This window comes from Vibrio sp. OPT18 (assembly GCF_015163615.1).
In the GTDB taxonomy this organism is placed as follows: domain Bacteria; phylum Pseudomonadota; class Gammaproteobacteria; order Enterobacterales; family Vibrionaceae; genus Vibrio; species Vibrio coralliirubri.
The window spans coordinates 163,915-177,444 of record NZ_JADDYK010000033.1 but is presented as its reverse complement, the minus strand read 5'-3'; the positions used below and the strand labels follow the sequence as shown (position 1 = coordinate 177,444).

The 13,530-nt window shown below is 46.4% G+C and carries 11 protein-coding genes; 7 read left to right on the top strand and 4 right to left on the bottom strand.

Annotated features, from left to right (window positions below; genetic code table 11):
- Positions 1-25: 25 nt before the first annotated feature.
- A complete protein-coding gene (locus IQQ51_RS07355) occupies positions 26-1,774 on the bottom strand; it encodes an amidohydrolase (RefSeq protein WP_193840702.1) in 1,749 nt (582 codons plus the stop codon).
- A gap of 320 nt (positions 1,775-2,094) precedes the next feature.
- On the opposite strand from IQQ51_RS07355, the gene IQQ51_RS07350 reads away from it, so the two are divergent.
- Both IQQ51_RS07350 and IQQ51_RS07345 read left to right on the top strand, forming a co-directional pair.
- Positions 2,095-2,613, top strand: coding sequence for a lipocalin family protein (locus IQQ51_RS07350; RefSeq protein ID WP_048609334.1), 519 nt, complete (start codon positions 2,095-2,097; stop codon positions 2,611-2,613).
- A gap of 108 nt (positions 2,614-2,721) precedes the next feature.
- Positions 2,722-3,249, top strand: coding sequence for a cytochrome b (locus IQQ51_RS07345; RefSeq protein WP_048614614.1), 528 nt, complete (start codon positions 2,722-2,724; stop codon positions 3,247-3,249).
- An 88-nt stretch (positions 3,250-3,337) separates the two neighbouring features.
- Here IQQ51_RS07345 and IQQ51_RS07340 read toward each other — a convergent pair whose 3' ends face one another.
- Both IQQ51_RS07340 and IQQ51_RS07335 read right to left on the bottom strand, forming a co-directional pair.
- Positions 3,338-3,712, bottom strand: coding sequence for a hypothetical protein (locus tag IQQ51_RS07340; RefSeq protein WP_193840701.1), 375 nt, complete (start codon positions 3,710-3,712; stop codon positions 3,338-3,340).
- Between the two features lie 73 nt (positions 3,713-3,785).
- Positions 3,786-4,091 carry a monooxygenase gene (locus IQQ51_RS07335; RefSeq protein ID WP_048609337.1) on the bottom strand — a complete coding sequence of 102 codons (306 nt, stop codon included), beginning with the start codon at positions 4,089-4,091 and terminating at the stop codon, positions 3,786-3,788.
- Between the two features lie 175 nt (positions 4,092-4,266).
- On the opposite strand from IQQ51_RS07335, the gene IQQ51_RS07330 reads away from it, so the two are divergent.
- The gene (locus IQQ51_RS07330; protein WP_193840700.1) at positions 4,267-5,178 is read left to right on the top strand and encodes a LysR family transcriptional regulator; all 912 of its coding nucleotides are present in this window, start codon (positions 4,267-4,269) and stop codon (positions 5,176-5,178) included.
- An 18-nt stretch (positions 5,179-5,196) separates the two neighbouring features.
- Here the strand turns inward: IQQ51_RS07330 and IQQ51_RS07325 are convergent, their stop codons facing one another.
- The gene (locus IQQ51_RS07325) at positions 5,197-5,811 is read right to left on the bottom strand and encodes a TetR/AcrR family transcriptional regulator (RefSeq protein WP_048616650.1); all 615 of its coding nucleotides are present in this window, start codon (positions 5,809-5,811) and stop codon (positions 5,197-5,199) included.
- A gap of 235 nt (positions 5,812-6,046) precedes the next feature.
- Here IQQ51_RS07325 and IQQ51_RS07320 point away from each other — a divergent pair, with 235 nt between their 5' ends.
- The 4 genes from IQQ51_RS07320 to IQQ51_RS07305 all read left to right on the top strand — a co-directional run.
- Entirely contained in the window at positions 6,047-7,168 is a 1,122-nt protein-coding gene (locus IQQ51_RS07320; protein WP_193840699.1) for an efflux RND transporter periplasmic adaptor subunit, read from the top strand.
- 8 nt (positions 7,169-7,176) lie between these two features.
- Positions 7,177-10,275: an efflux RND transporter permease subunit gene (locus IQQ51_RS07315; RefSeq protein ID WP_193840698.1), complete on the top strand. Its 3,099-nt coding sequence runs from the start codon at positions 7,177-7,179 to the stop codon at positions 10,273-10,275.
- Between the two features lie 770 nt (positions 10,276-11,045).
- Positions 11,046-11,942, top strand: a complete 897-nt coding sequence (gene cyoA, locus IQQ51_RS07310) for a ubiquinol oxidase subunit II (protein ID WP_081228834.1) — start codon at positions 11,046-11,048, stop codon at positions 11,940-11,942.
- Between the two features lie 5 nt (positions 11,943-11,947).
- The coding region (locus IQQ51_RS07305; protein WP_228012717.1) for a cbb3-type cytochrome c oxidase subunit I at positions 11,948-13,530 on the top strand (1,583 nt) is incomplete at its 3' end.

Sequence of the window (13,530 nt, the reverse complement as noted above, 5' to 3'; positions counted from 1 at the left end):
AACCAATTCGATACGCAAATTGGCTTTATTTTTCGTAAACCACGTTCCCGCGCAACACAGTCATCAACACTTGAGTCTTAGCGATTTGTCTTGCTGACACTGTGGTGATGTCGCGGTCGAGAATGGCGAAGTCAGCGGATTTCCCTACCTCAATAGAGCCTGTTACGTCTTCAATCCCAAGACTTTTGGCGGCATTGAGCGTGTAAGCGTCGATGGCGGTATAGATATCGGTTAGGCCGGTTTGGCCCATGATTAAGCTGTTCGCGATGCCGACTAAAGGGTTGATGTCGTGTACGTTCCAATCACTGCTTAAGGTGATATTGGCATCGGTCTTGAGTATCGCGTCGAGGTTCATCATGGCTTTGGCACGGCGAGCACCAAGGAAAGCTTCGGCCCATTGGTGTTGGAGCCTTGCAACGTAATCAGAGCCGACTTGGAAATCTGCGGTCACGTCTAATTGGCGAAAGCGTGGCACATCTTCATCATTGATTAATTCGACATGGGTTAGGGTGTAGGGTTTGGTTGAACCTTGTTTGCGAATACTTTCTATCGCATCAAGAGATTCACGAACCGCACCGTCACCAATGGCATGAATATGGGCGCTAAAGCCGATTTTCTCGAGCGCAGTTAGCCACTCTTTCATTTGTTCTGGCGGAATATAGTTCAACCCATTCGGCGACTGGGGCAGATAAGTATCTAAGTAGGGCGCGAGTGTTTTGGCGGTGCCATTGATAAAGATGCCATCACTGTACATTTTCACCTGATCGACAAGTAACAGACGGCTTTTATCGTCGGAATGCATTTTCTCAAAGACTTCTAATTGAGAAGGTATTGCCATCGATGGGTATACCCAAGGACGCAGCGACACGCGCGCCGTTAAGTCTTGATTTTGCTCGGCCTCTAGCCAAACGTCATACCAACCTCGTTTCCAATACATGCGACCGTCGCCAATGGTGGTGATGCCGTGGACTGCCGCTTCCTCAAGTCCGAACATTAACCCTTGGTAGCTTTGCTCAAACAGGTCGCTTTGGCTATTCCAAGCCATCTCCATCACTTGATCGCCAGCATTGTCTAATAAGATGCCATTGAGTTTGCCGCTGTCTTGGTCTTTTAAATAAGCGCCGCCTTGTGGGTCTGGAGATTGTTGGCTGATTCGAGCGATTTTTAGTGCTTTTGAGTTGACCCACATCGAGTGCGAAGTCTGTTCCATGATCACCACTGGGCGATCCGGGAAGATACTGTCGATGATCTCTAGTGGCGTGTAGTCAGAGTCGCTATCGATAGTCGCTTCCAAAGAAAACCCATAACCCATTAGCCAACCTCTGCCATCGGTATCAGCATTGATCTTACACGCTTCTAAGTAGGGGATTTGCTCTTCTAACGTCGCTTCAGAGTCGAGTTCACAATTGCCACCCAGCTCTGAGGCGGCTTCAAACACATGGTTATGGTTGTCAATGAATCCCGGCAAGACAAAGGCATTGTCTAGATCAATGACATCAGTGCTTTGTCCTTGAAAAGTTTGCGCCTGTGATTGGTTACCGATGAAGATGATCTTGCCGTTGTGGGTAACGATCGAGTCTGACTCGCGATGCCCGTAAATATCTGCATTGATAAAAATCTGGTCAGCACTTTGGCTTTTAACGGCTGTTTGCGCTTGAACTGCTGTTTGTGTTTGAACAATAGTGTTGGCTTGTGCAAGCACCGGCGCTACGGCCGATAAGCTTGTGAGTAATGCTATCCATGCAGTGCGTGACAGAGTGAGCTTGTTATTCATTATTATGTCTTCCATGTTCCACTGTTTAATAAGTATAGAAAGCGAGTGGCGAGAATCATATCGCGAATTTTTAATAATAAAGTGTCCTTGGTTGCTCTCTTGTTTGCATGTAATTCCAATATCTTTTGAGGTGGTTGTGGGAATACAGCTCATCAATAAAGGATTGCGAATCCATTCGCAGACTAAACGATTCACATAAGGTTCTGAATAAATTACAGTTAAGTGAACTATAAAAATGGATTTAACGTATTACCAAGGATGTAAGTTTATGTTTTCACGAGACTTACTCGCATTACTAATAAAAACAAGTCGAGGTTAGGATGAAAAAAATATTATTGCTGCTTAGCGTGATCTTATTAGGTGGTTGTGTGGGCATGCCCGAAACGGTTAAGCCTGTTCAACAGTTTGAGTTGGAACGATACCTAGGGAAATGGTACGAAGTGGCTCGTTTGGATCACTCGTTTGAGCGTGGCTTAGACAACATCAGCGCTGAATACAGCCTTCGTGATGATGGCGGCGTGAAGGTGATTAACCGTGGTTATTCGGCGGAAGAAGGTGAGTGGAACGAAGCGGAAGGAAAAGCGTACTTCGTTGAAGGCTCTGAACAAGGCTATCTGAAAGTGTCTTTCTTTGGCCCTTTCTACGGCGCTTATGTGGTGTTTGAATTGGACAAAGAGGGATACCAGTACGCGTTTGTTTCTGGCCCTGACACCGATTACTTATGGCTGCTTTCAAGAACACCAGAAGTTGCGCCAGAGGTTATGGAGAAGTTCAAAAGCATGTCTAAAGAGCGTGGCTTCAACACTGACGAGTTGATTTTTGTCGAGCACACAAAATAACGATTTCTGGCTTCTATTTGTCTTTACCTAACTTTACGTATTTACCCTATAAAACGTAATGATATTAGGCGAAAATAGCATCAAGTTTAGAGACATAAAGTGGTCATTATGAGTAAATCGTTATCGAAAAAGACTGTTGTTTTCCATTGGCTTACCGGTATTTTGTTCCTTGTCGTGTTTGTTATTGGACTTCAATTTGAAGGAATGCCGCGAGGCCCCGAAAAAGGCGAGTTAATGGGGCTGCACAAATCGTTGGGTTTGATTGTTTTAGTTGTCGCACTTTCACGCTTGGTATGGCGTTTTAAGGAGGGCGCAATTGAGAGTGTTGCCGTATTGACGAGAGCACAAGAAATCGCAGCGAAAAGCATTCACCATTTCTTGTTGTTGGTGACGTTGGCGATGCCAATTTCTGGTGCGGTGATGAGTGTTGCTGGTGGGCGTGCATTAGACGTGTTCGGGTTCGAGCTTATCGCTGCTGGTGAAAAAACCGAATGGTTACAGTCTGCGGCTTCTTTCGTTCATGTCAATTCAGTGAACTTGATCATGGTGGCACTTGCTCTGCATGTATTAGGCGCATTGAAGCATCAGTTTGTCGATAAAGATGGCACGCTAAGTCGTATGCTTGGTCGCTCATAGCCTGACGTTAAAGTTAACGATTTAATACGAAAACACTCGGCATATACCGAGTGTTTTTTTGTTTGTGCTATCTGAATTCATTGGTTGGTTAAGCTTGCTTGCGAACCTGCAACACGCTCAGTATTGATAGAAACAGGAAGAACGCCGGATCACTCCAGCCGAAGCCAACAAATATTCCTGTAAACGCCGCATACAATGTGATGATGGCGCCAAGCATATTTGTAACCACCAATCCTTGGATGAGCTTTTTAGCGGACACGCCAGGTTCAATGTCTCTAAGCAGCCAGCTTATTGCAGCGATACCACCCAAAAATATACTGGTGTGTTGAGAGAGAAAGTACGCGTACTTATCATTGATCTCTACGCCGTACATTGGCCACATAAGGGTGGGTAGGAAAAACAGCGCGAAGGCAAACCCTGCGTAAATGATGCCGTGTAGGCTCAAGAATGTTTTGTTGTTCATTGTGTCGCTCTCTTTTTCAACTTGGTGATATCGCTAACCTGTCTCTTTGCTCAATACAGGAGTGAGCGATGCGTTAAGCGTTGATTGGGCCTTTATTAATGGTAGTTAATGGCTGATTGACGTCAAAAATCACACCACGCACTTCCTGTACACCCATCTCTTTTAAGCGAGCAGCATGCATCGCCAGATAGGTTTCAGCACTCAGCTGATCTTCAAATAAGTAGACGCCGCCCCCCAGTTTTTCTGCTTCGTTCTCTGTCCAGATTTTCCAGATCATGCCCGGTTCGTTGTTAATAGACTTTGCTAGGTCAACGAGTGCGTTTGACATCTCTTCACCGAAAGGGCCTGAAAATTCAAAATCAACTTGTAGTAGTTTCATGGTGTTTCTCCGTTTAATAAATTCTGTTTAGCAAATTCCGTTTAAAAAATTCCATTAACAAATAGGTGTTCAAGACAAACAAGCCATTCTCGTTTGTTGTTGAAACTCATATTACCTGTAAAAAACAGACAGAAAAGTTCATAATATTGCCATTAACTGTCAGGATTTTAGACCAATGAGATTAAAGACCACCCTAGACCAATGGCAAACGCTTTACGAAATTGACCGCGCAGGCAGCATTCAGGCGGCGGCCGTGCAATTGAATAAGAGCCATACCACGCTGATTTATGCTTTGAGAAAATTGGAGGATCAATTGGGTGTGTCTTTGGTGCAAGTTGAAGGTCGCAGAGCGGTGCTGTCGGAAGATGGCAAATCACTGTTGCGCCGTGCAAGCAGCATGTTGGAACAGGCGAGAGAGTTGGAACTCATTAGTGAACAGCTGGCGAAAGGCGTCGAATCTGAAATCGTGGTCGCCGTGGATCATCTGTGTTGTCTTGAACGTCTATACAGACCGATGGCGCAATTTATGGCTGAGAACAGCACAACATCAATTCAAGTGATGGAAACATCGTTGTCTAAGACGACGGAAATGGTCACTCAAGAGCTCGCTGATGTTGCCATCATCAATCTGCCTGTCACCAATCATTCTGCTGAGGCTTTTGGTTTTACTATGATGGAGCCTGTTGTTGCGAGTTCACATCCGTTAGCAAGTGCTGCTTCTGTGTCGTTGAATCAACTGTCGTCTTTGCCACAAATTGTGGTGAGGGATTTAGGTGCACGATCCAGTCAAGGCACTAAAAACCAAGGGAATAAACAGGATGTGGGGTGGTTGAAGTCGAGTCAGCGTATTACGGTGGATAATTTCGACCATGCATTTGGCGCGGTAGAGCAGGGTGTGGGTTACTGCCGATTACCAAAACACATTGTGGAAAGTCGAGGTAGCGATAAGCTGACGGTGCTCAATGTCGAAAATGGCAGTGGTTATCACGTTCCGCTGCATCTGACTCTGCCAAAAGGGGCCAAGACAGGCCCTGCCGCAAAACGTTTCTATGAACTGCTTCTTGAGTCAGCTTCTATGGTTGGCTAACGGGTAAATATTTTAAAATTAACGAGGCTGATTGCCGTTTAAGAACAGCGCGACACACTCTTTGGTGTAGAGAAGTCTCTCTTGTTCAGACTCACCGCTTTCGTGTCCGAAGAATCCCCAATATGCCGACTTACCATGAAACATAAGCAGCAGTTGTCTTGCTGCGATGATCGGCGAGCTTGATGTCGATAAGATCAAATCACCCGATTCCACTTTGCTTTGTAGATAATCGGCGAGTAAAAGGGTGGTTTTTTGCGGCCCTGTTTCTAAGTAGATTGAAGCGATCTCTGGGTGGGTGTTGGATTGGCTCACCGCATTTTGAAAGGTCTGTCTGGACTGCTCATCAAGTAACAAATCTTGAAACTTCACACCAAACTTCACCAACTCGTCTTCCAAAGTGGCATTCATATCAAAAGCAGAAGGGCTGAGTTCGCGCTCGGCACACTTAGTTTGCATGCAGGTTTCGAAAAGCTCGTCTTTGTTTTTAAAGTGAGAGTAGACCGTTTGCTTGGAAACGTTCGCTGCTTTGGCTATCTGATCCATATTGATCTTGAAGCCATGTTCAGAGAAAAGTTTACTTGCTGCGGTTAAGATCTGCGATCTCTTCTGTTCACTCTTGATGATTTTTGTCACGTGCTTGCTTCTCGTTACTTGGTGTTGGAGCGTTACCTAGCTTGTCTCTTTGCTTAGTGCCTATTGATACTTAGCAATAGGTGTCTCGTTTGCGCTAAGCATTATGCTTTTTGTGATGGTTTTATCAATCATTAACCATGAAACTTATTTTTAACACAATCAAACTAGACAGTCTAGTTTGGTTTGGTTAGTCTAAAAAAAGAACATAATTGAGTACCGCATAGGAACAGGAAGTATGTATAAATTGATGAAGGGAAGCGCAGTGGCAGTGGCGTTGTCGACTCTTCTTGTCGGGTGTGGTGAAAATACACAAGCCGAGACAGCATCCGATGCAGATAATGCTGCAGTGGAATCGAATAGTGCAGCGTCGACAGTCTTAACAGTGGAAACTGTCGCTTTGGAACGCTCTCCATCGTATGCAGTACAACGTGAATATGTCGGTGTCGTAAAGGCGGGGCAGCAGGCGAATCTTGGTTTTGAATTGGCGGGCAAGGTCAATGAGATTCTGGTGGATGTCGGTGACACAGTCACAACGGGTCAGCCGTTGATTCGATTGGATACTCAACTTTTGGAAACCGAGTCTAGCCAACTGAAAGCGCAGGCTGAAGAAGTGAAAGCTCAGTTGAGTCTTGTTGCTGCTAACTTAAAGCGTCAACGTTCATTGAAAGCGAAAGGCTTCAGTGCCGAAGCGGAGATTGATTCTCTCACCAGTGAGCAGCGCGTATTGCAGGCTAACTTGCTACGCATCGATGCCTCAGTCAAAGGCAACGAACTGAAATTGGTGAAATCGACAGTGCTTGCACCTTATTCTGGCACCATCGCAACCCGCTATGTCTCGCTTGGAGATGTGGTGAATGTCGGGAATCCAACTCTTACACTGCTTGCCTCTGAAGGAAAAGAAGCCTTCATCGGTATTCCTGCTCACCAAATGCAAAAAGTCACCTCACTTTCTTCGCCTAACATCCGAGTTGGGAGAACAGATTATGCCGTGGAGCTATTGAATCCCGGTGCAATGGTGGATACCCAATCTCGTAGTGTTGGCTTGCGTTACCTATTCCCTGAAAAGTCGTCGGTATTAGAAGGGCAACTTGCCTACCTTAAATTTGATGAACAGATTGAAGAGCAAGGCTACTGGGTGCCATTAACAGGTTTGATTGATGGATTGCGCGGTGTGTGGAACATCTTTGTGATTGGTGAAGATAACAAGGTTGAACGTAGAAGTGTTCAGGTGTTGTTTGCCAATAATCAACAAGCATACGTGAGTGGGGCGATTGAAGACGGTGAACAGGTGATTGCCAGTGGCTTACATCGTTTAGTTCCCGGACAAACCGTGAAGCCAGCAAGCGCGGCTGAGTAGGTAATAGTATGAAAATTATAGAGACTATTTCCAACACTCGACTGCTTATCTTGATGACAGCGCTGCTGATGGTGAGTGGTATTTCGGCGTTCATGACGTTGCCACGTGCAGAAGACCCAGTAATCATCAACCGTTATGCGAACATCACAACCAGTTTCCCCGGCGCCAGTGCCGAGCGTGTTGAAACCTTGGTTACTGAGGTTATCGAGAATAAGCTGCGTGAACTGAGTGAAGTTAAACTCGTGAGCTCAACCTCTAGGCCGAGCGTATCAATTGTTACGCTAGAACTTAACGACACCATCACCGAGCCAGAACCCGTCTGGTCCCAAGCTCGCGACAAGTTATCTGACATCGAATCCATTTTGCCTGCGGGTGCTCAATCTCCCGATCTCGATAGCGACCATACCTATGCTTTCACGACCATCGCATCTCTAACTTGGTCTGGTGCAGGCGAGCCTGACAGATTAACGCTGGGCCGTTATGCCAAAGAGCTCGCCAAGCGGTTACGAACTTTGTCGGGTACCGAATTTGTTGATGAATACGGGATACCGCAAGAAGAGATTCAAATCAGTTTACGTACGGCCGATGCCGCTGCTCTAGGGCGTTCGAGTGCCAATATCGCTGAATCGCTCGAAGGGGCAGACGCCAAGAACTCGGCGGGTGAACTGGTCAGTGCCTATTCCCGTTTTGGTTTGGAAATTGAGTCTGAACTGGACTCCATTGAACGTATCAAGCAAGTCCCAATAGCTACCGATAGCAATGGTCACATTATCCGCATGGAAGACATTGCTTCTGTGAAACGTGGTGAGAAAACCCCACAAGACCAAATTGCGATTATTGATGGTGAGCCGGGAGTGATTGTCGCGGCAAGAATGCATTCTGATCTGCGAGTCGATAACTGGACGTCGCGAGCCAATGCTCTGATTGGTAAATTTGAGCAAGAGTTACCAAGTAACGTTAAAGTGACGGTCCTGTTTAATCAGCAAGGTTATACCGAAACTCGCTTAGACGATTTAGGCAAGAGCTTGATGATCGGTTTCGGTCTGATTTTGATTGTGCTGTTTGTCACTTTAGGCGTACGTGCCGCGATCTTAGTCGCCATTTCTCTGCCGTTAACTTCATTACTGACCCTGTCGATCATGAAAATGACCGGTGTGCCGATTAACCAAATGTCGGTGACAGGCCTAATTGTGGCGCTCGGGATCATGGTGGATAACGCGGTGGTGATGGTCGATACCATTCAAGCGTATCGTTTAAAAGGGCAACAGCGAGCTGAAGCGACCATGAATGCATTGAAGCATTTATGGGTGCCGTTATTAGGCTCAACCTTAACTACCGTGTTGGCGTTTGCCCCGATTATCTTGATGCCGGGTGCATCGGGTGAGTTCGTCGGTGGTATTGCGATTACCGTTTCTTTCTCGTTGATCGGCTCTTACATAATCTCGCACACCTTAATTGCGGGTTTAGCGACCAAACTACTGCCCAAGCAACTCAGTGATGTCGACAAGAAAGGGCAACACCATTGGTACATGACGGGTTTGAGAATCCCGGCTTTGACGCGCTGGTTCTCATCTTCTGTCCGCTTTGGCGTAACGCATCCAATCATCACGATTGCTTTGGTGCTGTTGGTTCCGTTTACTGGCTACTGGAGTATGTCTCAGCTGACTGAGCAATTCTTCCCACCATCAGACCGAGACATGTTTGAGATTCAGGTTTACATGCCACCTCAAGCGAGCATTTACGCCACCAAAAACACCTCTGAAAAAATAGACGACATCATTCATCGTTACCCTGAAGTGGAACGCATTGATTGGCTAGTGGGCGCAAACTTCCCATCCTTCTATTACAACCTGCAAGCAAGGCAAAATAACGCGCCATACTTCTCGCAAGCGATGGTGAAAACAGAAAACTTTGACCAAGCCAATGCGCTAATTCCACAGTTGCAAAAGGTGTTGGATGAAGAGGTTCCTGAAGCACAAATCTTGGTACGTAAGCTTAACCAAGGGCCTCCATTTACCGCGCCCGTTGAGCTGCGTGTTTATGGTGAGAACCTCGATACTCTGAAAGCAATTGGTGAAGATGTACGCTTAATTCTGGCAGGTGTCCCTCATGTCACGCACACAAGGGAAACCCTGCAACCGGGTACGCCGAAGGTGTGGTTGAAGGTCGATGAAGACACCGCAAAACTGAATGGTATTTCATTGAACCAGTTTGCTGGTATGTTGCAAACCACATTGACTGGTCGTGAAAGTGGCTCGGTGATTGAGGGGAGTGAGTCGGTGCCAATCCGTGTTCGTGTTGCGGATGATGCGCGTGAAAACTTGGCGCATTTAAGCAATATCCGTTTGCCGATCAGTTCTGATGTCTATTCCACGGGGATTAACGTTTCGACTCTGGCTGAGCTTGAACTGACCACCAGTCGTGGTGCGATTACGCGCAGAAATGGGCAACGTGTGAATACCATTGAGGGTTACATTGAAGCGGGTGTCTTACCTCAAACCGTGCTCAATGAATTCCAAAAACGCCTAGAAAGCTATCAGATGCCATCGGGCTATACGATTGGTTTTGGTGGTGAATCCGCTGAACGAGATAATTCAGTCAACAGCCTGATCTCGAATGTCGCAGTCGTGGTGGTATTGATGGTGTTGGTGGTGGTGATGTCGTTCAACTCGTTCCGAATGAGCAGCATCATCTTCATGGTAGCAGGATTGGCAGGTGGGTTAGGGTTGTTGTCGGTGTGGATTTTCGGTTATCCGTTCGGCTTTACGGTGATCATCGCGATGCTCGGGATTGCAGGTTTAGCGATTAACGCGGCCATTGTGATTTTGACCGAATTGAAACTCGATAAAGAGGCTTCCTCCGGCAATGTCGATGCAGTCGTTGAAGCCGTTATGTCGTGTACTCGCCATATCAGCTCAACCACGATAACGACTGTTGGCGGCTTTATGCCACTGATTATTGCTGGTGGTGGTTTCTGGCCTCCGTTTGCGGTCGCGATTGTGGGCGGTACCGTGTTAACCACGCTTATCTCGTTCTACTTTGTGCCTGTGGTTTATCATTTGATGACTAAAAATCAGCGGAAAAACATCGCGACTCAAGCTGCATAACTGTTTTTCAATTTAACTGCTCTTCTATTTAACTGCTCTTCAATTGCCCATAATCGAGCCGTATCTGGCTCGATTATGGCATTGTTGTTCTCAATAAATTCATCCCAATATTTACCATTTTGCTGTTCTTTTCACCGCTATTACGCCCTCAATTAGTCAAATTATCCTTTCTGTTAGCCTCAGTATTCTTTCTGTTAATCATTATATTCTTTCAATTCGTCATATTAGCGCATCGGTGAATGCTTGGTTATCTTGCTGGTGAATGAGTGGGCGTTTTGAATAATCTAACCAGTGAATACCTTGTAAATGGTATGTGAATTCACAATCTTGACGGGCGTCACACTTCTATTTATTCGCTCTTTCTAATGTACCTTGAACTTGCCCTGAGCTGTGGTGACGCGCGAGTGTTTATCTGCTTTTTCTAAATCCCTTGTCAGCACTGGCTCCACCTATGTAGCACGCTGCTGGTGTGTGTCTTAATCGTCTTCTACTTCTTAGTTTTCGCATTCATAAATGGAAGGTTAGTTTCCAAGTTTGTTTGGTGAGCTTTCAAATTCAACTCTTCATAATGCGCCAAATGTAACAATGTATTTCAAAGTGTAACAATTAAGTCATGTTTTCTGTGTGGTTTTAACCCAGCAGTAACGGGCTTTATTGCATTGCTTTTTGAGATGCGGCGTTTCACATGCTCAACACATAAATATTCTAATGATCATGACAACCAGTACTTAGGCGTTCGTTCTGAGGCTGGATAACCATCGAGAAAGTTAATGGAAGCTTCAAGATATAAACGCATTTTATCGAGGACAAGTTTGTCGAAGATTGGTTTGCTGGGAACCATTCTGATGCTCGAAGGATGTAACTCCGCATTGCTCGACCCAAAAGGTAGCGTTGGCGTTCAGGAAAAAGAGCTGATTATCACGGCTCTGTTGCTGATGTTGATTGTCGTCATCCCAGTAATTCTGATGACCATCTACTTTGCTTACCGATACCGCGAAAGCAATACCACGGAAGAGTATGCACCAGACTGGGCGCACTCAACCAAAATTGAAATAGTGGTATGGACAATTCCAATCATCATTATTGCGATTCTAGCCACCATCACTTGGCGAACAACTCACGAACTGGAGCCATCTAAGCCTCTGGAAAGTGACGTTAAACCTATGGTGATCGAAGTGGTCTCTCTGGACTGGAAATGGCTGTTCATCTATCCGGAGCAAAACATTGCGACGGTTAACTATGTTGCGTTCCCGAAAGATGTTCCGGTGACGTTTAAGCTGACTTCAGACAACATCATGAACGCGTTCTTTATCCCGCGTCTTGGTTCGCAGATCTACGCGATGCCGGGAATGGTGACTAAGTTGAATTTGATTGCAAACCACGAAGGTGACTTCAAAGGCTTTGCTTCGAACTACAGTGGCAAAGGGTTCTCTCAGATGAAATTCACCGCATCGGCCATGCCTGATCAAGTGGCGTTTTTAAACTGGGTAGAGAAAGTGAAAGCAAGTCCTGATCGCATTGAAGATTGGGAGCAGTTCCGTTCATTGGCCGCGCCAAGTGTGGCTGAACCTGTGACGCTGTTTTCTAGTATCCCACCATTTTTATTCACTGATGTCGTGACCCAGCACCCTGGTTCAATGAACTGTCTGCCGGAAACCCAAGGATAATCGTCATGTTTGGAAGATTAACTCTAGACTCTATTCCCTACCACGAACCCATTATTTTGGTCACCTTAACCATGATCGCTTTGGTGGGGGCTTTAGTGGTGTACGCGGTCACTAAAGCCGGTAAGTGGCAATACCTCTGGAATGAATGGTTTACATCTGTAGACCACAAAAAACTGGGCTTCATGTACATTGCGGTTGCGATGGTGATGTTAGTTCGTGGCTTTGCAGATGCGGTGATGATGCGTAGTCAGCAATTGCTTTCTGCAGCCGGAGAGACGGGCTATTTACCACCACATCATTACGACCAGATCTTCACGGCTCATGGCGTGATCATGATTTTCTTCGTCGCGATGCCATTGGTTATCGGCCTGATGAACATCATCGTGCCGCTGCAAATTGGTGCTCGTGATGTTGCATTCCCTTACCTGAATAACTTGAGCTTCTGGCTGTTTGTAGTGGGTATTATTCTAACCAACATGTCACTGGGCTTAGGTGAGTTTGGCCGTACGGGTTGGTTGGCGTATCCGCCGCTGTCTGGCATTGAGGCGAGCCCGGGAGTCGGGGTCGATTATTGGATATGGGCGCTGCAAATATCCGGTGTGGGTACCACATTAACGGGTGTGAACTTCTTCGCGACTATTCTGCGCATGCGTACTCCATCTATGCCAATGATGAAGATGCCTGTATTCACTTGGGCATCGCTGTGTGCCAACATCCTGATCATCATCTCTTTCCCAATCCTAACTGTGACCATTGCGTTACTGACTTTGGATAGATACATCGGCACGCACTTCTTCACCAATGACCTTGGTGGCAACGTGATGATGTATGTGAACCTGATTTGGGCATGGGGACACCCTGAGGTGTATATCCTGATCTTGCCTATCTTCGGTGTGTTCTCTGAAGTGACTGCAACCTTCTCTCGCAAAAAACTGTTTGGTTATACCTCGCTGGTATGGGCGACGGTGGCTATCACTATTTTAGCGTTTGTGGTTTGGCTGCATCACTTCTTCACCATGGGTTCTGGCGCCAATGTGAATGCCTTCTTCGGCATCGCAACCATGATTATCTCTATCCCAACCGGGGTTAAGATCTTCAACTGGTTATTTACCATGTACAAAGGTCGTATCCGCTTCACCACACCAATGATGTGGACTGTGGGCTTCCTTATCACCTTCACTGTTGGTGGTATGACGGGCGTATTAATGGCAGTTCCGGGCGCAGATTTCATTCTGCATAACTCGGTATTCCTGATTGCTCACTTCCATAACGTAATCATCGGTGGCGTCGTGTTCGGCTGTTTTGCTGCGATTGGTTACTGGTTCCCGAAAGCGACCGGCTTCACTCTGAACGAGCTTTGGGGCAAACGCGCATTCTACTGCTGGATCATTGGTTTCTTGATGGCGTTCTTGCCGCTTTACGCTCTAGGTTTTATGGGCATGACGCGTCGTTTGAGCCAAGACATCAACCCTGAGTTCTTCCCTCTACTGGCGGTTGCGGCTGCAGGTACGGGCGTGATTGCGATGGGTGTGGTGTGTCAATTCGTTCAGATTTACGTGAGTGTTCGTGACCGCGACCACAACCGAGA

Bases quoted from the DNA above. Each gene is read 5' to 3' on its own strand.
- IQQ51_RS07330 (WP_193840700.1), top strand. From the start codon at position 4,267: ATGAGATTAAAGACCACCCTAGACCAATGGCAAACGCTTTACGAAATT.
- IQQ51_RS07335 (WP_048609337.1), bottom strand. From the start codon at position 4,091: ATGAAACTACTACAAGTTGATTTTGAATTTTCAGGCCCTTTCGGTGAA.
- IQQ51_RS07320 (WP_193840699.1), top strand. From the start codon at position 6,047: ATGTATAAATTGATGAAGGGAAGCGCAGTGGCAGTGGCGTTGTCGACT.
- IQQ51_RS07315 (WP_193840698.1), top strand. From the start codon at position 7,177: ATGAAAATTATAGAGACTATTTCCAACACTCGACTGCTTATCTTGATG.
- IQQ51_RS07355 (WP_193840702.1), bottom strand. From the start codon at position 1,774: ATGAATAACAAGCTCACTCTGTCACGCACTGCATGGATAGCATTACTC.
- IQQ51_RS07340 (WP_193840701.1), bottom strand. From the start codon at position 3,712: ATGAACAACAAAACATTCTTGAGCCTACACGGCATCATTTACGCAGGG.
- cyoA (WP_081228834.1), top strand. From the start codon at position 11,046: ATGGAAGCTTCAAGATATAAACGCATTTTATCGAGGACAAGTTTGTCG.
- IQQ51_RS07345 (WP_048614614.1), top strand. From the start codon at position 2,722: ATGAGTAAATCGTTATCGAAAAAGACTGTTGTTTTCCATTGGCTTACC.
- IQQ51_RS07350 (WP_048609334.1), top strand. From the start codon at position 2,095: ATGAAAAAAATATTATTGCTGCTTAGCGTGATCTTATTAGGTGGTTGT.